The sequence below is a fragment of the Vallitaleaceae bacterium 9-2 genome (assembly GCA_038396585.1).
Taxonomy (GTDB): Bacteria; Bacillota; Clostridia; order Lachnospirales; family Vallitaleaceae; genus UBA1351.
Map to the genome: position 1 here is coordinate 163,045 of CP121691.1, position 17,575 is coordinate 180,619.

The 17,575-nt window shown below is 35.3% G+C and carries 19 protein-coding genes; all 19 read left to right on the plus strand.

The genetic code is table 11. The annotated features are described in order from the left end of the window. The first annotated feature begins 4 nt into the window (after positions 1-4). The 19 genes from dnaB (at position 5) to QBE53_00880 (ending at position 17,569) form a co-directional block, all read left to right on the plus strand. Positions 5-1,342 carry a replicative DNA helicase gene (gene dnaB / locus QBE53_00790; protein ID WZL81668.1) on the plus strand — a complete coding sequence of 446 codons (1,338 nt, stop codon included), beginning with the start codon at positions 5-7 and terminating at the stop codon, positions 1,340-1,342. 154 nt (positions 1,343-1,496) lie between these two features. Beyond that, the gene (locus QBE53_00795) at positions 1,497-2,534 is read left to right on the plus strand and encodes a hypothetical protein (protein WZL81669.1); all 1,038 of its coding nucleotides are present in this window, start codon (positions 1,497-1,499) and stop codon (positions 2,532-2,534) included. Beyond that, positions 2,521-3,684 carry an ATPase, T2SS/T4P/T4SS family gene (locus tag QBE53_00800; protein WZL81670.1) on the plus strand — a complete coding sequence of 388 codons (1,164 nt, stop codon included), beginning with the start codon at positions 2,521-2,523 and terminating at the stop codon, positions 3,682-3,684. Before QBE53_00795 ends, QBE53_00800 begins: the two co-directional genes overlap by 14 nt. Positions 3,685-3,720: 36 nt before the next feature. Then, a complete protein-coding gene (locus QBE53_00805; GenBank protein WZL81671.1) occupies positions 3,721-4,461 on the plus strand; it encodes a hypothetical protein in 741 nt (246 codons plus the stop codon). Between the two features lie 8 nt (positions 4,462-4,469). Further along, complete coding sequence (locus tag QBE53_00810) at positions 4,470-5,717, plus strand: hypothetical protein (GenBank protein WZL81672.1); 1,248 nt, start codon at positions 4,470-4,472, stop codon at positions 5,715-5,717. 29 nt (positions 5,718-5,746) lie between these two features. After that, positions 5,747-5,947 carry a Flp1 family type IVb pilin gene (locus tag QBE53_00815; GenBank protein ID WZL81673.1) on the plus strand — a complete coding sequence of 67 codons (201 nt, stop codon included), beginning with the start codon at positions 5,747-5,749 and terminating at the stop codon, positions 5,945-5,947. Between the two features lie 20 nt (positions 5,948-5,967). After that, a complete protein-coding gene (locus QBE53_00820; GenBank protein ID WZL81674.1) occupies positions 5,968-6,528 on the plus strand; it encodes a DUF6382 domain-containing protein in 561 nt (186 codons plus the stop codon). An 82-nt stretch (positions 6,529-6,610) separates the two neighbouring features. Further along, positions 6,611-7,363, plus strand: coding sequence for an ABC transporter ATP-binding protein (locus QBE53_00825; GenBank protein ID WZL81675.1), 753 nt, complete (start codon positions 6,611-6,613; stop codon positions 7,361-7,363). A 238-nt stretch (positions 7,364-7,601) separates the two neighbouring features. Beyond that, the gene (locus QBE53_00830; GenBank protein ID WZL81676.1) at positions 7,602-8,954 is read left to right on the plus strand and encodes a histidine kinase N-terminal 7TM domain-containing protein; all 1,353 of its coding nucleotides are present in this window, start codon (positions 7,602-7,604) and stop codon (positions 8,952-8,954) included. Next, positions 8,951-9,601, plus strand: coding sequence for a response regulator transcription factor (locus QBE53_00835; GenBank protein ID WZL81677.1), 651 nt, complete (start codon positions 8,951-8,953; stop codon positions 9,599-9,601). The genes QBE53_00830 and QBE53_00835 overlap by 4 nt, the downstream gene beginning before the upstream one ends. A 10-nt stretch (positions 9,602-9,611) precedes the next feature. Then, positions 9,612-11,321: a histidine kinase N-terminal 7TM domain-containing protein gene (locus QBE53_00840; GenBank protein ID WZL81678.1), complete on the plus strand. Its 1,710-nt coding sequence runs from the start codon at positions 9,612-9,614 to the stop codon at positions 11,319-11,321. A gap of 137 nt (positions 11,322-11,458) precedes the next feature. Beyond that, positions 11,459-11,911 (plus strand): Hsp20/alpha crystallin family protein, encoded by a 453-nt coding sequence (locus QBE53_00845; protein ID WZL81679.1) that lies wholly within the window; start codon positions 11,459-11,461, stop codon positions 11,909-11,911. A gap of 135 nt (positions 11,912-12,046) precedes the next feature. After that, positions 12,047-12,673 (plus strand): hypothetical protein, encoded by a 627-nt coding sequence (locus QBE53_00850; GenBank protein WZL81680.1) that lies wholly within the window; start codon positions 12,047-12,049, stop codon positions 12,671-12,673. Positions 12,674-12,688: 15 nt separating this feature from the next. Then, positions 12,689-14,437 (plus strand): glycosyl hydrolase family 18 protein, encoded by a 1,749-nt coding sequence (locus QBE53_00855; protein ID WZL81681.1) that lies wholly within the window; start codon positions 12,689-12,691, stop codon positions 14,435-14,437. Positions 14,438-14,503: 66 nt separating this feature from the next. Beyond that, positions 14,504-15,559: an L-threonylcarbamoyladenylate synthase gene (locus QBE53_00860; GenBank protein WZL81682.1), complete on the plus strand. Its 1,056-nt coding sequence runs from the start codon at positions 14,504-14,506 to the stop codon at positions 15,557-15,559. Positions 15,560-15,573: 14 nt separating this feature from the next. After that, positions 15,574-16,014: a low molecular weight protein arginine phosphatase gene (locus QBE53_00865; GenBank protein WZL81683.1), complete on the plus strand. Its 441-nt coding sequence runs from the start codon at positions 15,574-15,576 to the stop codon at positions 16,012-16,014. Continuing rightward, positions 16,011-16,439 (plus strand): ribose 5-phosphate isomerase B, encoded by a 429-nt coding sequence (gene rpiB, locus QBE53_00870; protein ID WZL81684.1) that lies wholly within the window; start codon positions 16,011-16,013, stop codon positions 16,437-16,439. Before QBE53_00865 ends, rpiB begins: the two co-directional genes overlap by 4 nt. A gap of 29 nt (positions 16,440-16,468) precedes the next feature. Further along, positions 16,469-17,098 (plus strand): uracil phosphoribosyltransferase, encoded by a 630-nt coding sequence (upp, locus tag QBE53_00875; protein ID WZL81685.1) that lies wholly within the window; start codon positions 16,469-16,471, stop codon positions 17,096-17,098. Between the two features lie 9 nt (positions 17,099-17,107). Further along, the gene (locus QBE53_00880; protein WZL81686.1) at positions 17,108-17,569 is read left to right on the plus strand and encodes a cytidine/deoxycytidylate deaminase family protein; all 462 of its coding nucleotides are present in this window, start codon (positions 17,108-17,110) and stop codon (positions 17,567-17,569) included. Positions 17,570-17,575 lie beyond the last annotated feature (6 nt).

Genomic DNA, 17,575 nt, shown 5'->3' on the forward strand with positions numbered 1-17,575 from the left:
CTCAGTGGATGAAGTGATAAAGCGAATACCGCCACATAGTTTAGAGGCAGAACAATCTGTGATTGGATCAATGATTATGGATGCAGAGGCGATTGCAATTGCATTAGAGCATATCGATCAACATGATTTTTACCATCCTGATTTAAAACTTATCTTTAATAGTATTGTGGACTTGCATAATCGTAATCAACCGGTGGACTTGGTTACGCTTCAAAATGCCATGCAAACTAATGCACAATTAGATCAGGTCGGTGGTATAGAATACCTCTCCAAATTGGCTCTGTCTGTGCCTTCATCGGCGCATATTAAGAACTATGCTTCAATTGTAAAGGAAAAATCTGTCTTGCGTCGATTGATCAAAACAGGTCAAGATATTATTACAGATAGTTATGAAGCCAAAGAAGAGCTTGAAAGTATCTTAAATACAGCAGAAGAAAAAATCTTTAATATTATGCAAAATCGTAAAACAGAAGAGTTTTCAGATATTAAAGAGTTGATTACACCGACATTAAATATGATCGTTTCGGCACATGATAGTGGCGGAAGTGTTACAGGAATTCCCAGTGGATTCCTTGATTTAGATACCAAAACAGCTGGATTACAGCCAGCAGACCTTATATTAGTTGCGGCAAGACCCTCAATGGGAAAAACAGCATTTGCGCTTAACGTGGCTCAACATGCTGCAGTTAAAGAAAAAGCATCAACAGCTATATTTTCTTTGGAGATGTCCAAGGAACAGCTGGTCAACCGTATGCTATGTTCGGAAGCTATGGTTGATGCCCAAAAAGTCAGAACAGGACATCTAGAAGACGATGAGTGGTCAAACCTGCTAAATGGTGCAGCAATTCTTAATGATTCGCCGATTTATATCGATGATACACCGGGAATCACAGTTGGAGAGATGAAGGCAAAGTGTCGAAAACTAAAACTTGAGAAGGGATTAGACCTCATCTTAATTGATTATCTTCAATTAATGAGCGGAAATGGAAATGGCGAATCTCGTCAACAAGAAATATCTGAAATTTCAAGATCATTAAAAGCCCTTGCAAGAGAGATGCAGGCACCCGTTATTGCTTTGTCACAGTTGTCAAGAGCCTGTGAAGCACGTGCAGATCATCGCCCCATGCTTAGTGACTTGCGTGAATCGGGAGCCATTGAACAGGATGCGGACGTCGTTATGTTCTTATATCGAGATGAGTATTACGACCCAAATTCTGAGATGAAAGGTTTGGCAGAACTCATTATAGCAAAGCAAAGAAATGGTCCTACGGGAACCGTTGAATTAGCATGGTTTGGTGAATATACAAAGTTTATGAATTCAACAAGATCGCATGATATGTAAAGAAAATAGCACGAAGTTATCCACAAGTTATACACACAAATGACGCTTAAATAAGAAAAAAGCGACGTTTGTGTGTATTTTTTGTGCTTTACAAAATGATGGACAATGCATAGAATATAGATGTTGACAGAAGCATTAAAGAGGGGAGACAATAATGCAACTTATTCTATTCGATAATGATATACACTATATTCAGCAACTTGAACACACATTGTGCACGTATCAGTATCCCTATGGTGGAGGGTTAGAATGTATACGTATAGATAGCTTAGAAGAATTAGAAATTATGCATCAAGAAAAGAAAATAAGCTATGAGCGAGGGATTTTTGCTTTTAATGAAGAGTGGATTAGAGGTGTATTCGAAACAACGAATCCATTGGTTCAGTACTACCTTCAACATCAGCAGTGGTGTATTCTTTCAGAAGGTATTTGGACAGACGAAAGTACAGAGCATATCCAAGCCTATTATAAAAAACAAAAAATACCGATGAGACCTTTATCGGATCAGGTGATACATAAATATCAATCAGCTAGTGAGATTTACCATCAAATAAAATCAAATTTCATTCAAAACATGAATAGTGAAATTGTATCCCAAAAAATAAAAACAGCATTTATCACTCTATACAAACCTTATGGAACATATTCTTTTTCAGATGAGATTCTGGATCAAATAAAGTCATTACACTTTTCCCTTAAAAATAAAAAAATACTTATTATACATTATGATAGCTTTTTTCATAATGAAAAAAATCCGAAAAGCAACTTATCCTATGTATATATGCAAATCCGCAATAAAAAAACGAATTTTCGCTTGATTCTAAATGAAATTGTTCAAAAACCTTATCGTAATATTGATGTCCTTGAAGGGGCACTAAACATGAGAGACTATGATTTTTTAACAGAGCAGGAGGAAGCGATGTGGCTTACATGGTTAAAGGAACAAAGCGGTTATGATGTGGTGGTTTTCACTTTAAATGGAGTACATATCAATCAAAAGCTACATACGTTGATCTGTCGATCAGAACGTAATATCCTATTTTCAGCGGAGGAGCGAATACAACAAAGTGTCTTTGAACAGATTGATGGAAAATGGCATATTGGTGAAAGTAACAATACATCTCTTGTGAGTGTCTCTATTGAGAAGATGCTTCAAGAAAAAGAGGAGGTTTATTCAAATGAAGGAAGTTAAGGCAAAAGTGCTTTCTAGAATGAATGAATTTCAAGAAGTTGATGATATAACCGTTAAACAGATTATTGAAGAAGAAGTTCAAAATCAATTACCTTTTGATAGCCTGGAAAACAAAATGCTTCTTATGGAAAATATTTTTAACCAGTTTCGCAAATTGGGGGTGATACAGCCACTCATTGATTCAACGTCAATTACTGAGATTATGATCAATGGGTACAAGGAAATATTTATCGAAGAAGAGGGCGTTATCAAAAAATGTGAGACATGTTTTGAAGATTTAGAAACCTTAATGCAACTCGTTCAAAAGATTGTAGGATTAATGGATAGAAAGGTTAATGAAAGGTATCCCATTTGTGATGTAAGACTTAAAGACGGTTCAAGGGTTAATGTGGTATTGCCTCCGATTGCTATTGGAGGACCTTATGTTACAATTCGTAAGTTCCCGGTAAAGCGTTTTATCAAAGATGATCTTATCAACAATCAAACGGTGTCAGAGGAAGCGATGAATTTTTTAGAGTTATGCGTACAAAAAAGATTTAATATATTTGTCTCAGGCGGTACAAGTTCTGGAAAAACGACGCTCTTAAATGTATTATCGGATGCTATTGGAAAAAAAGAACGTGTGATAACCATAGAAGATTCAGCAGAGTTACAACTACAAGATATTGATAACCTTGTCCGCCTTGAGACGCGTATAGGGGATGATGAATATGTTAACCATATAACAATTCGTGATTTGATTAAATCTTCACTCCGTATGCGACCAGATCGTATTATTGTGGGAGAGGTCAGAGGGGAAGAGACGATAGATATGCTCCAATGTATGAATACTGGACATGACGGATCCCTTAGTACAGGTCATGGCAATTCAACCATGGAGATGTTGATTCGCCTTGAGACAATGGTTTTATCTGCAATAGATTTACCACTTATCGCGATTCGCCAACAGATTGCATCTGCAATAGATTTAATGGTACATATACAAAAAATTGAAGGAAAAGGACGACGAATTATGGAGATATCTGAAGTCCTACCGGTTGAGTCGGAGCGAATTCAACTAAATCCAATCTTTATTTATGACAGTCAAAAAGATACACTTGTTCGAACGAACAATGTCATCATTAATCACCTCAAGATAGAGCACAACTAAAAACAAGAGTAAATACAAAAGAGGAGGCATTGTGTAATGAAGTGGCAGCACTTGAATGAATATGCTATACGCTATCGGTGGATTTTTCAGTTACCTATTTTAATGATAGTGGCATTTGTTTTAGGACAAATATTTTTTGACGCATTTATTTTTTCAATAGTACTTAGTGGGAGTTGTTTATTTTTCATAAAATATTTAAAAAGAAATAGCCAATCAGCAGTTAAGAAGAAAGTTGAAGAAGAATTCAAAGCATTTATATATTCTATTGCTTCATCTATGAGTATTGGAAAGAGTTTTGAAAATTCAGTCAAAGAAAGTTATAGTGAACTTAAAAAAGAATTAGAGGTTTTTTTGCTCGAAGCAGAAATTTTAAAAATTGTCATGGCTTTTGAGACGAATATGAATATTAATACTGCATTTGAGCAATTAGCAAAAATATATGATATTGAATCGATTCATCAATTTTCAAAAGTCATTCAAATAACGGTTCGTCAAGGAGGTTCCGTTCAAGCGGTAGTAGAAAAAACCGTGCGAATGATTGATGAAAAAAATAATGTGGAAAAGGAACTGGAAGTTATTATTACCCAAAAAAAATTTGAACTTTATATGTTGCTTTCATTTGTTCCCCTTATGGTTTTATACCTACGAAGCGTATCGGACAATTTTGCACCATTAATGTATGGGACACTTCAGGGGAGATGTATCATGTTCGTTGGGGTTTTATTGTATGTTATGAGTGCACTTATTGGAAGACGTATTGTCAATATTACAATTTAGGAGGGAACATGAAACGAATTGAAAAAACAATATGGATGAAAATTTTTCCGACATACACCAAGCAGATCTTCATTGCAATAGGAGTGCTGACCATTCTTCTTGGAATACAAATGTTAAAAGGAGATCAAATCGAACCTGTTGATATGATTGAGCGCCCTGATTTTTATGAAGCGGGGACAAAATATAAATTGTATTATCAAACGGGTGATGAGACGATTGAGTCAATTGACGTAAATGTACGTTCCAAAAAAGCCTCGCTTGAAGAAATGGAAAAATATCTGACAGAAAATCAGATAAGCTTTGAAGAGGAATTTCGTCAAAGATATAATCAAAAAGAGGCAGAAGACGTACAGGAGTTGGAAACTATTGATGGGGCTATCGAGCTAACAAATACTTATAAAAAATGTGAGCTCAAGTTCTTTACAGAAGAAATTAAGGAAATAGATGATCAAGGATGGGTTGCTCCTGAATATTTGGATAAAACGGTAGTATTACCCTATAGTATTAAATATCAGAAGGCTGAAAAAAAAGGAACAGTTCAAATTTATATTCGTAGTTCACATGTAAGTGAAGACTATATGAAAAAGTATGAAAAATATCAATTGGCTATGATGATCCAATTGTTAGAATTAGATAACTCAGAGGAACGCATCATTTTACCTGAAGAGGAGATAAAATTTTATAAAACTTATTTTCCGGTTGAAAAAGGAAAATATATTGCTTATATTTTTTTATTCATATTAAGTTTTTCTATGCTTTCACATTACGAAGTGCGCCATCAAAGCGAAGTTTTTGAAAAAGAAAAGCGTATACAGCTTATGTATTTTTTGAATAATTTTATTTTAATGTTTCACTCTGGACTGACGATTCAAAAAAGTTTTTATCTATCAGTAGATAATCGAGTGCAAACATTAGAACAAGGAAATAAGATGAAGGAATATTTTGAGAAGTGGCAAATAATGATTCAACAGGAACGAGAATTTCATGAAATTATCTCGGATTTTCAAAAATGTTTTTCCATTATAGAAGGGAGGAGATTTTGCCGTCTGATTTTGCAAAATCTAAGACAAGGTGATCATCACTTAACTATTCAGTTAGCAACACTTTCAGAGACTATGTGGGATCAACGAATTCGGCACGCACGAAAAGAGAGTGAAAAAGCCAGCTCAAAGTTAGTTTTTCCGATGCTTATTATCTTTATTGTCATTTTAATCATTACAATCGTTCCATCATTTATGGAAGTCAATATGATGTAGTCAATAATTTAAAATAAAGGAGACGTATTATGAACAAATTATTAGTAACAACATATGTAAAAGGTAAATTATTTATGGACAGAATCATCCACGATGAAGAAGGGATGGGGATGGTTGAACTTGCACTGATTATTATCATTTTAATCGGTTTGGCAATTATATTTCAAAAGGAAATTGAACTTTTTATGACGAATATTTTTGAAGAGTTCAATATCGACGAATTGAAATAATGGGAGGGATTGACAGTAGTATGCTAGAAATTCAAAATGATCAGTTTCTAATTTTAGAGTGTGAAACAAAAAATATAGAAATGTATCAAATGAAAATTTTCTATTATCGAACGATTGCGGGGATTAAGTCCTTTCGGTTTAGTATGACAGAAAAGAAAAGTTATCTGTATTATCCAGATAAAAACAAATGCTCACTAAATGAGCTGGCACAACAGCAGTTGTCATGTCAAGAATTACTTCGAATTCTTGAGCAAATCAGGTTGATCCTTATTGAAAGTAAGAATAATCTCCTCTATGACAATAATTTTTCTTTGCGCCCAGAATGGATATATATTGATAAGCAAGGGGAGCAAATAAAAGTGGAGTTGGTGTATTTGCCTCTTAAATCAAAGGTTCAAACAGGATTAAAAGAAAATTATATCAGTTTTATTCGTTTTGTTGCAAAACTATTTAATGAAATGAATGCAATGGAATATTTCTACTATTTTAAACGTTTGGACGACGTCGAAGAAAAGGAGGATTACATAAAGGCATTTATTAAAGTTTTAGATCAACTGTCAAAAGAGCGTGTATTAAACTAGGGTTTTGACTATGTCCTTTTTGATTCAAATCAGTTATAATACATATAGAATGTCATAAGGATATGTTATTGAGGGAGGTGCCATGGATCTAATACACGTACAAAACATAAAAAAAAAATATAAGAAGGTACAAGCGGTTGCTGGAATTGATTTTAAGGTGCAACAAGGCGAAATTATTGGCTTGCTTGGCCCCAATGGCGCCGGAAAATCAACTACAATCAGTATGATTGCAACACTATTAAAACCCGATGAAGGAGAGATATTTTTTAAGGGAAAATCAATTTTAAAACATCCCCGGTACATTCAGAAGAAATTAGGCTATGTCCCACAAGAAATAGCACTTTATCCAATGCTTACAGGTCAAGAAAACCTTAGTTTTTGGGGAAGAGCCTATGGACTAAAAGGGCAAGAGTTGAAAAAGGCTATTATAGAAACCGCACAGATTATTGGTATAAGTGAACGGTTAAATGATCGAGTGAAGCATTATTCGGGGGGAATGAAGCGACGGTTAAATATTGGCGTAGCCTTGTTGCATAGTCCGGAACTCATTATTATGGATGAACCTACAGTGGGCATTGATCCACAAACGCGAAAGCATATTTTAGATACGGTACTTAGGCTAAATCAAGAAAAAAATATGACGGTGATTTATACAAGTCACTACATGGAAGAAGTGGAATATGTGTGTAAGCATATTTGTATTATGGATCATGGAAAGATCATTGCTCAAGGAACAAAAGATTCTTTGATTGAAAAATACGCTTCTTCTCATCATGAACATCCAAGTTTAGAGCAAGTTTTTTTAGAGTTAACAGGTGGAGCGCTTCGTGATTAATGTCAATGAGATTTACATAAGTGACGAAAGTCATTGCATAGAGTTACTTAAGATACTAGAAATGTTCTTCGAATCATTGTAAAATAATAGATGAGAGAGAAGTTCAAAGTACGATGTGTTATGTAAAGGAAAGAGAAATATTTTAGGGGTTAAGAAGCGATTCGGATGAATCGCTTCTTGCATTGTATGGAATAATTCGATATGATAAATGCATAATCTAAAAACAATGGAGATGGTTATGAATACAGTAGATTATTTAAGACAAATCATTGGATTGTTATTGTTTTCTGCATTTATTTCAAGTGTATTGTGTGTCTATATATACATTAAAAGTAAAAATGCAAAAAATAGCTTTTTTCTTATTATTGGGCAGATTCTAGGTATTACTTGGAATGTTTTATATATTTTTGAACTAACAGCGCCAACGCTTGAAATACGTTGGATTATTATCGTGTTAGAATATATTCCAATCTGTTTTTTAGGTGTTGTCTTATTTCACTTTGCTTATTGTTATACTCAAAATAAACAGATGCAAAGGACACTTTTTATCATTACGTTCATTCCACCCGTCATTGGGTATCTCAGCGTTCTTACAAATACATATCATTACCAATTTTATAAAGAGATTGATTATCATATGATCAAATTTGGTGTTTTCACATATTATATTATTGGTTTTACGGCAATTTATTTGTTGCTAGGGGTTGCCCTGTTTTTATTTAGAAAAGGAGACAAAAACCCGGTATATAGAACACAAGGAATCTATTACTCCATTGCAATATTACTGCCCCTAGGAGTGCATTTACTCCAGATAGCTGGGATTATGACGTTTGAGATTATGGTTACCCTGTTTTTTTTGCCTATTTCCATGTTCATTTTAACAGTCTTAATATTACGATATCAATTCTTAGACATTATTCCAAGTGCAATCTATCGTGTGATTGATAATACGATGGATGGGATGCTCGTTGTTAATAATAATGGGAACATAATCGATTATAATACTAGTTTTTTTGAAAAGAAATTTGACATGTATGATATGAAAGTGATTTCAACAATTTATGATTTTTCAAAGCGCTTAGCAACATTTTCCGTAGAATATCAATCTATTTTTGATTTAAATATAAGTATTAAAGCAAATCAATATAAGATAAAAAAAGGAATGTTAAAAACAGATGAAAACATAAGCATCTATTTTACGGCAAAGCCATTGTTAGATTACCGAAAGCAAAAAGTTGCCACATTGATTACTTTTTTTGACATGACAGAAATTTATATGCTGCATAATGAATTAGAAATAAAAAACAATGAGCTTGATGCGGCAAACCGTAAGTTGACAAAGTATCTAGAAACCGTTGAAAAATTAACGGTTGAAGAGGAAATCAACCGAATAATGACAGAGATTCATGATACGCTGGGGCACTCAATGACCGAATTATTGGCTTTGATTGAAGTGGCAGACATACTGGTTGATGTCAATGATGCGGAGGCATTAAAAACAATTCAAGAAGCGATTCGAAGAGCAAGAAATAGTATGGACGAGATACGTTTAGCTGTTATACGTTATAAAAAAATGGGAGGATTTGTATGATAAAAGTTATGGTCGTTGATGATCAAATTCTTTTGAAACAGACATTGCTGTTTATGTTAAAACAAGACAAAGAAATTATTGCCATTGATGGTGGAGAAGATGGCTATATGGCTATAGAAAATTGTAAAATAGAACAGCCGAATATTATTTTAATGGATTTACGTATGCCAAGAATGGGTGGATTAGAAGCGATGGAGGTACTTAAGGAGCTTTACCCTTCTGTAAAAATTATGGTATTGACCACATTTGAAGATGACAAGAGTCTATTTACATCATTAAAAAATGGTGCGGATGGATATATTGTTAAAGATATTCGACCGGAAGAATTGATTTTAGCGGTTAAAAGCGTTGCACACAATTTGTATGTAATGCACGGAAATGTTCTTGAGGTTTTTAAAGACGAGTTAAAGAAAATGCGGCAAAAATCGGAGAATAATAATGACATGATTGATCAATATGATTTAACACGGATAGAGATACGCATTATCCAAGAATTGGTTAATGGAAAGAGTAATCGTGAGATTGCGCAGATGCTAAACTTTACTGAAGGAACGGTGAAAAATAAGGTTTCTAAGTTGCTTACAAAGCTTGATTTAAAAGATAGGACACAAATGGCTGTTTTTGCAGTAAAAAATAATTTGATATAGAAGGTGTATAATGGGTGTTTTGGATTACCAAGATTTTAGTCAAATTACAATTTATACATTAACGTTAATGGGGACCATTATCGCGAATGCTTTTTTGTATCTGCGCAGCCGTAAAATTCGACTGGTGGCTGCTTTTTTTCGCATGCAGCTTTTAATCTTTTTTTGGCTCATTGGAAATATTTTCAAGGTGCTTGCCGATGATGCAGGGCAATTAAAGCTTTGGATTAATATTGAATATTTGGGTATTTGCTTTTTTGGATTTGCATTGTTATATTTTGCTTACCTGTATTATCAAAACAGACCCCTTCATCCAGCAATTCAAATGGTATGTATAATTTTATCCATCATTAACTATTCTTTTTTATTGACTAATGACTCCCACTATCTGTTCTTTAGACAAATAGGGACATACACTAGCATCAAAGGGCCCTATTTTTATATACATACAATTTTTTCGTATGTCTTAATTGCAGTAAGCATTTATTGTATGGTCATGAGTCCAGCCAATAAAGGGCTAAAGAGAAAAGATTATTTTTTAATTACAGTGAGTCTCATTATACCGGTTATTCTTAATGTACTGTATGTTTTTAACATACTTGCAATTGTGATGGATGTCACCCCTATTTTGATGAATGTTGTTTTTTTAAATTTTGCATTTATCGCATTTAGAGAAAACCAATATGATATTCAGATGATGACAAAATACCGAATATTTGATAATTTGGATGAAGCAATTATTATTCTCAATGAAAGCAATCGCGTGGTTGAATATAATAAGAAGACGGAAGAAATGTTTGAAGGATACACAAGCTTACATAAATATATAGCTTTTCAAGAGATGCTTCCAGAATTTCATCAGACAATACAACACTTTATTGCATCAGAAGCTGTGACAGATCAGATTGAGGTACATATTTCTATATTAAAACAAGATAGATACTTTATACTAAGTATGGAAAAAATCCTGTTAAGACAACAAGAAAATAATGGTATGATTATTAAGTTTATCGAGATTACTGAACAACATCAGTTGCTCATAGAGCTTGAAAATAAAAACAGAACACTAAAGAATATTAATCGTACGTTAAGTGAGAATATTTCGGTGAGTAAGCGACTGATTCTTGAACAGGAACGTAATTATGTGTCAAAAGAACTTCATGATATTTTGGGACATTCAATTACACTTGTGATTTCATTACTTGAGACGGTGAATCAAACCTATGGGAAAAATACAGAAGAAACCAAAGAGAAGCTAGCTTTAGCAGTAGAAATTACACGTGGAAGCTTGGTCAATTTACGAAAAGCATTAACGCGTAAACGTGCCTCCAACATAAGCAATCAACAGTTGATTGAAGAGTTGGAAACATTAATCCAAGAGTTTCGTGTATCCAATGTAGAGGTGGAATTCATAACCAGTAACTATAAAATTGATTTGAACCCACAATACTACGATACCATTTATCGGATTTGTCAGGAAAGTATGACGAATGCATTGCGACATGGGAAGGCGACTCAAATTATGATTGCCGTGCGCTTTTCTAAAGAAATGACAGATATTATTATTGTTGACAATGGAAAAGGGTGCAAGCAAATTAAAAAAGGATACGGAATTAAAGGGATGGAACAAAGAGTACAGGAGATGGACGGAGTATTTACATGTAGCTCACCGGATGGGGAAGGATTTCATGTTCATGTCATCTTACCGGTTCGAACACTGTGACAATAATATAGAGGGCAAAAAAAAGTAAAAAACATATAAAAAAGGTTGACATAACTTTGGAAATGCGCTATATTATATGTGTAATCAGCACTCGACAATGAAGAGTGCTAACAATAAAATTATAAGGAGGAATTCATATGTTTAGATTAGTACCTTATGGAAGAAATCAAGCAGCAAAAAACAGTGACAACTTTTTCAATCTCATGGACGACTTTTTTAGTGACGACTTTTTTGGCAATGGATTCGTCCCAACAAAATTTGGGAAATTCGATTCCTTTAAAATTGATGTAAAAGACCTTGAGACAGAGTATCTAATTGAAGCAGACTTGCCAGGAGTTAAGAAAGAAGATGTAACCGTTGACTATAGAGATAACAAGCTTGTCATTCGCGTAAGTAGCAATGAAGAAGTGAACGAAGAAAAAGAGCATTATATCCATAGAGAACGACGCCAAAGTCAGATGGAACGTTCATTTTACATGAAAGATGTAAAAGCCGATGAAATCACGGCAAAACTTGAAGAAGGTGTATTGGCCATTCATGCACCAAAACTTGCTGAAGTGGATGATACACATAAGATAGAAATACAATAAACCCATAGGATATTAAAAACTGCTTCGAAAGAAGCAGTTTTTTCTTGTGAATACATAGGAAGTGTACTATAATTTAAAGTGTATGGATATATCAAGTGGATGTAAAGAAATCGGTACAACAATAGGGGGAATAAGATGACAACACATATTGAAGATTTTTTAATGAAGATACAATCGGTCATTGGTTCAAAGGTTGTAATGAATCAAAATGGTCAAATTGAAGAGATTCATATTGTTTCAGATTTACGCCGAAGCCCTAAGCAAATATTAAGGGATGTTGAAGCGGTTCTTTTATCACAGTTTAATCAAGCGATTGATTATAAGAAAGTATCCATTGCACAGATAAAAGGCGGAGTCATTCGCAATGAGCAAGATCCGCGTATTAAATTAAAGTCCATCGAATATAGCAACATGGGAAATACCATTGATGTTACGGTAACTTTAGAAAAAGGCAATGAAGAATACACAAAAACAAAGTCCGGTATAAAAACAACGGCAAATGTCATGCGTCTATCGGGAAAAGCGGTGCTTGATGCAATTGAACAATACCTAGGAATATATGATGTGTTTGTATTTGAAGATTGTAAAGAGATTAAACTATCAGATACTTTAGTGATAGCAGTAAGCATTACTTCTATTTATCATCACCGGGAAGAGATGTTTATTGGAACGGCTAAAGTAGGAACAGATGTTAACGAGGCTGTGACTCGAGCGACACTAGATGCGATTAATCGACATATTTTGCAACTTGAAAATGCGTAAAAATGGAGAGATAAAATGAAAACATATATAAAACCCTTATTTATTGGTCTGATTGGTCTAGTTATTTTAGGGCTATTAAGTTTTTTCGTGATCAATATATATAAAGACTTTAAAGCGGCACAACAAATACAAAAAGAAGTACAGGTAGACTTTACGACAGTATATGAAGGTGCAAATTCAGAAGCATTAGCGACGATATATGATGGCAAGCTTATTGACAATGGAATAAAACCTAAGTTCTTAGGAGGTATCTTATATCTTCCGGTTGGACTTGTTAGTGAATATATTAATGATCAATTTCACTACGACGCACAAGAAAAAATTTTAACGTACACAACCCAAGAAGATGTTATTCGTATGCGGACAGATGAATTGACCTATACAGTTAATGATGAACCTATACGTATTGAGATTGGTATGACAGAGTTTGATGGAGAGGCGTATCTTCCCCTATCTCTTGTACAAAAATTTTCCCATCATGATTTCATACATAATGAGGAGTATCATGTGTTGCAAATCAAAGATTGGTATAGTGAAGAAACTACTGGGGAAGTTTATTATGAAGGTGAACAGAAGGTTTATATTCGGATTTTACCTTATGAAGAAGCGGCATACCTTCATGTAGCATATGTAGGGATGGATGTAGTGATTGTTGGGGAAGAAGACAATTATTACCAGGTTTTAACCAAAGAAGGCTTCTTAGGATATATACAAAAGGAAAATGTGCGATCGGTTGTTACTTCTCATTCAGTAAAAGAGAAAGTGTATTCGTACAAACAGTTTCCCGGCACACAATTTGATGAAAAAATAAATCTTGTATGGCATCAAGTCTTTAATACAACGGCGAATCAGTATGTTCAAGAACGGCTTGAAAATGTAACAGGGGCGAATGTTATTTCGCCAACATGGTTTGAACTTAAAGGGACAGAAGGCGAAGTAAAGTCGATTGCAGATTTGAATTATGTAAGATGGGCTCATGACAATGGATATCAGGTCTGGGCTCTTTTTGCCAATTTGGGCGAAGGTTATACAAGATCAATGACGCATGAAGTCTTAAGCAGTACAACAAAACGTATGGAAGTGATTCGACAACTCCTGGCGTTGGCTTCGGTCTATGAGTTAGATGGAATAAATATTGATTTGGAAAATATAGGTGAAGAGACAGGACCATATTATGTACAGTTTGTGAAAGAGCTAAGCATCTATTCAAAACAACAAGGCTTAATTGTATCAGCAGATTTACCTGTGCCAAAGCCTTGGACAGAGCATATGGGGCGTGAAGAAATTGCAAAATATCTTGATTATTTTATTATCATGGGATATGATGAACATTGGTCAACATCACCTGTAAGCGGCTCGGTTGCTTCGATTGGTTTTGTTGAAGAAGGCATTGTTGATACACTAAAATCAGTTCCAAAAGAAAAAGTAATTCTTGGCGTTCCTTTCTATACAAGATTGTGGAAAGAAGAAACGGTTGACGGAGAAGTCAAGGTTTCGTCAAAGGCCTATGGTATGGATGGCGGACAAACCATTGTTGATGAAAATAATATTGAGCTGGAATGGGATGAGCAAGTGGGTCAATATTATGGAGAATATTATGAGGGTGATATTCGCTACAGAATATGGCTTGAGGATGACCGTGCAATGGATTTGCGTATGCAGCTTATTGATGAATATGAACTTGGCGGTGTTGCAGGATGGAAATTAGGTCTTGAAAGTGATAGCGTCTGGGAAGTTATTCGTCCATATCTAAAAAAAGAATAAACAGATGACTTAACAAATGAGCATTTTGTGATATAATAAGATGCGAAAGATAAGAAATGGTGTAAAATGATGAATAAAAAGACGAAGATTGTAGTCCTTACAGAAAATGACCCAAAGTATGCACAAGTTGTTCAAGAAGCTGGGAAAATTCTCCGTGAGGGCGGTCTTGTTGCGTTTCCAACTGAAACTGTGTACGGAATTGGAGCTAACGCACTGGATGAACAGGCAGTAAAAAAAATATATGTGGCAAAGGGACGCCCGTCGGATAATCCATTGATTATGCATGTTAGTGATGTTCATATACTTAAAGATTATGTACAGCATATTGATGACAAATCAAAACGATTGATTGCCAAATTTTGGCCGGGACCGTTAACACTTATCTTTCAGAAAAAAGATACAGTTCCGGACATTATAACTGGCGGATTAGATACAGTTGCCGTTCGAATGCCAAAGCATCCTATAGCCCATGATATTATTCACAGCGCAGGTATACCCATTGCGGCACCGAGTGCCAATATATCTGGAAAGCCAAGTCCAACAAGAGGAAGACATGTTGTTGAAGACTTAAATGGGCGTGTAGATATGATTATTGATGGTGGAAAAACAACACATGGACTAGAATCAACCGTACTGGATATGACCGGTGATATACCCTCAATCTTACGACCAGGGAGTATTACATATTCAATGATTAAAGCGGTTATTGGAGATGTCTCTTATGACAACCACTTGGAAGATGTGACACAAGCCCCTAAGGCGCCGGGAATGAAATACAAACATTATGCACCCAAAGCGCCAATTAAAATTGTGATGGGAGCAGATGAGAAGGTCACCGAGTATATCAATGCACAGTCAGCACTTCATCGAGTAGAAGGATTAAAAGTAGGTGTGATATCTCCTGTGCATCGCGTTCACCTATTGGAAGGGGATGTGGTCTTAAGTATTGGAGCCATAGACAATCCAGAGGAGATTGGGAGCAATTTATTTAAGATATTGCGCCAGTTTGATGATATGAATGTAGATATAATTTATTCGGTAGATTTTCAAGGTGAAGAACTCAATGTTGCGATTATGAATCGCCTCATAAAAGCTGCTGGACACGAAATAATTAATGTGTAAGTGATAGGAGTATCATGAAGAAATATAAAGAAATAGTTTTTGTTTGTACAGGCAATACCTGTCGCAGTCCAATGGCTGAAGCGCTGTTTTGCAAGACATACCCTACAGCGGATTTATTATCTCGATCACGGGGATTAATGGTTTTTGAACCGATGCCCGCAACTGAATATGCAGTCCAAGTCATGCGTGAAAAAGGGGTTGATATTTCTATGCATCAATCCCACTATTTCAGTAAAACGTCATGCAATTCGACTGTATTAGCATTAACGATGACCCAAAGACATAAGACAGTATTGGTGCAGCACAATTATCCGTGCGATGTATACAGCATCAAAGAGTTTGTTGGAGAGGCTGGAGATATTGAGGATCCGTACGGTGGAGATATAGACGATTATCGACGATGTGCTGAGGAGTTAGAGCGCGTCATAAAAAAATTAGGAGGAAAATTATTGTGATAGGAATAGGAAGTGACCATGGAGGTTACGCATTAAAGCAAGAAATTATTGCGCTTCTAGAAGAAAAAGGATTTGCATATAAAGATTTTGGAGGATATGACGCCCAAGCCATTGATTATCCAGACGTTGCAAAACCCGTAGCCCAAGCCGTGCTTGATGGGACATGCGAGACAGGGATTTTAATTTGTGGAACGGGAATTGGAATTTCCATTACTGCAAATAAAATCAAAGGTATTCGCTGTGCATTATGTAGTGACCACTTCACAGCAATGGCAACACGTGAACACAATAATGCAAATATGTTAGCACTCGGAGGAAGAAATACAGGACCAGAAGTTGCAAAGGATATTGTTATGGCATTTCTTACAACGGAATTTTCCAATGATGAAAGACATATTCGTAGAATTAATAAAATTGAAGACTAAAGACAAAAATTAAAATCAAGGAGGCTATTATGGCAGAATTAAAAGTAATGGATCACCCGCTAATTCAACATAAAATGGGGGTATTACGACGCGTAGAAACTGGCTCAAAAGAATTTAGAGAATTGGTCAATGAGATATCAATGTTGATGTGTTATGAAGCGACAAGAAATTTGCCGCTTATGGACGTTGAAATAGAGACGCCTGTATCCAAAACAACAGTAAAACAAATTGCAGGACGTACATTGGGGATTGTTCCAATACTCAGAGCAGGACTTGGCATGGTTGATGCAATGCTTAATTTAATGCCTACTGCAAAAGTGGGACATGTAGGTCTTTATCGTGATCCGGATACCTTAAATCCAGTAGAATATTATTGTAAGTTGCCATACGATGCTCCAGAACGAGATATATTTGTATTAGATCCAATGCTTGCAACAGGTGGGTCTGCATCAGCTGCGATTCAATTCATTAAAGATAAAGGCGTTGAAAGCATAACTTTATTGTGCTTAATTGCAGCACCAGAAGGTGTGGCACGTGTACAAAAGGACCATCCAGATGTAGATATTTTATTAGCAGCACTCGATGAAAAATTAAATGACCATGGATATATTGTTCCTGGGCTTGGAGATGCAGGCGACAGATTGTTTGGAACAAAATAGGAGAGAATAATGAAAACGCATACGCGCCCCAAATGGGATGATTACTTTATGGACATCGTAGATATTGTAAAAAACAGATCAACATGTTTACGACGTCATGTAGGCTCTGTTATTGTAAAAGACACACGAATTCTTGCGACAGGATATAATGGTGCGCCATCGGGATGCAAGCATTGTGTGGATACAGGTTGCTTACGTGAAGCAATGAAAATTCCTTCAGGGGAGCGCCATGAGTTATGTAGAGCATCCCACGCAGAGCAAAATGCGATTGTACAGGCAGCAAAACACGGAGTGTCGATAGAAGGTGGTACAATTTATGTAACCGCACAACCTTGCGTGATTTGCTCCAAATTAATTATTAATGCGGGAATTAAGCGTGTTGTATATAGCGGGGATTACCCTGATGAACTATCTAGACAACTATTGACAGAAGCCAATGTTGAGCTAGTTCAATATAACCGTTTAAATTAAGAGAGG

Bases quoted from the DNA above. Each gene is read 5' to 3' on its own strand.
- QBE53_00835 (WZL81677.1), top strand. From the start codon at position 8,951: ATGATAAAAGTTATGGTCGTTGATGATCAAATTCTTTTGAAACAGACA.
- QBE53_00845 (WZL81679.1), top strand. From the start codon at position 11,459: ATGTTTAGATTAGTACCTTATGGAAGAAATCAAGCAGCAAAAAACAGT.
- upp (WZL81685.1), top strand. From the start codon at position 16,469: ATGGCAGAATTAAAAGTAATGGATCACCCGCTAATTCAACATAAAATG.
- QBE53_00805 (WZL81671.1), top strand. From the start codon at position 3,721: ATGAAGTGGCAGCACTTGAATGAATATGCTATACGCTATCGGTGGATT.
- QBE53_00825 (WZL81675.1), top strand. From the start codon at position 6,611: ATGGATCTAATACACGTACAAAACATAAAAAAAAAATATAAGAAGGTA.
- QBE53_00865 (WZL81683.1), top strand. From the start codon at position 15,574: ATGAAGAAATATAAAGAAATAGTTTTTGTTTGTACAGGCAATACCTGT.
- QBE53_00880 (WZL81686.1), top strand. From the start codon at position 17,108: ATGAAAACGCATACGCGCCCCAAATGGGATGATTACTTTATGGACATC.
- QBE53_00830 (WZL81676.1), top strand. From the start codon at position 7,602: ATGAATACAGTAGATTATTTAAGACAAATCATTGGATTGTTATTGTTT.
- QBE53_00815 (WZL81673.1), top strand. From the start codon at position 5,747: ATGAACAAATTATTAGTAACAACATATGTAAAAGGTAAATTATTTATG.
- QBE53_00840 (WZL81678.1), top strand. From the start codon at position 9,612: ATGGGTGTTTTGGATTACCAAGATTTTAGTCAAATTACAATTTATACA.
- QBE53_00855 (WZL81681.1), top strand. From the start codon at position 12,689: ATGAAAACATATATAAAACCCTTATTTATTGGTCTGATTGGTCTAGTT.
- QBE53_00850 (WZL81680.1), top strand. From the start codon at position 12,047: ATGACAACACATATTGAAGATTTTTTAATGAAGATACAATCGGTCATT.
- QBE53_00800 (WZL81670.1), top strand. From the start codon at position 2,521: ATGAAGGAAGTTAAGGCAAAAGTGCTTTCTAGAATGAATGAATTTCAA.
- QBE53_00810 (WZL81672.1), top strand. From the start codon at position 4,470: ATGAAACGAATTGAAAAAACAATATGGATGAAAATTTTTCCGACATAC.
- QBE53_00820 (WZL81674.1), top strand. From the start codon at position 5,968: ATGCTAGAAATTCAAAATGATCAGTTTCTAATTTTAGAGTGTGAAACA.
- QBE53_00860 (WZL81682.1), top strand. From the start codon at position 14,504: ATGATGAATAAAAAGACGAAGATTGTAGTCCTTACAGAAAATGACCCA.
- QBE53_00795 (WZL81669.1), top strand. From the start codon at position 1,497: ATGCAACTTATTCTATTCGATAATGATATACACTATATTCAGCAACTT.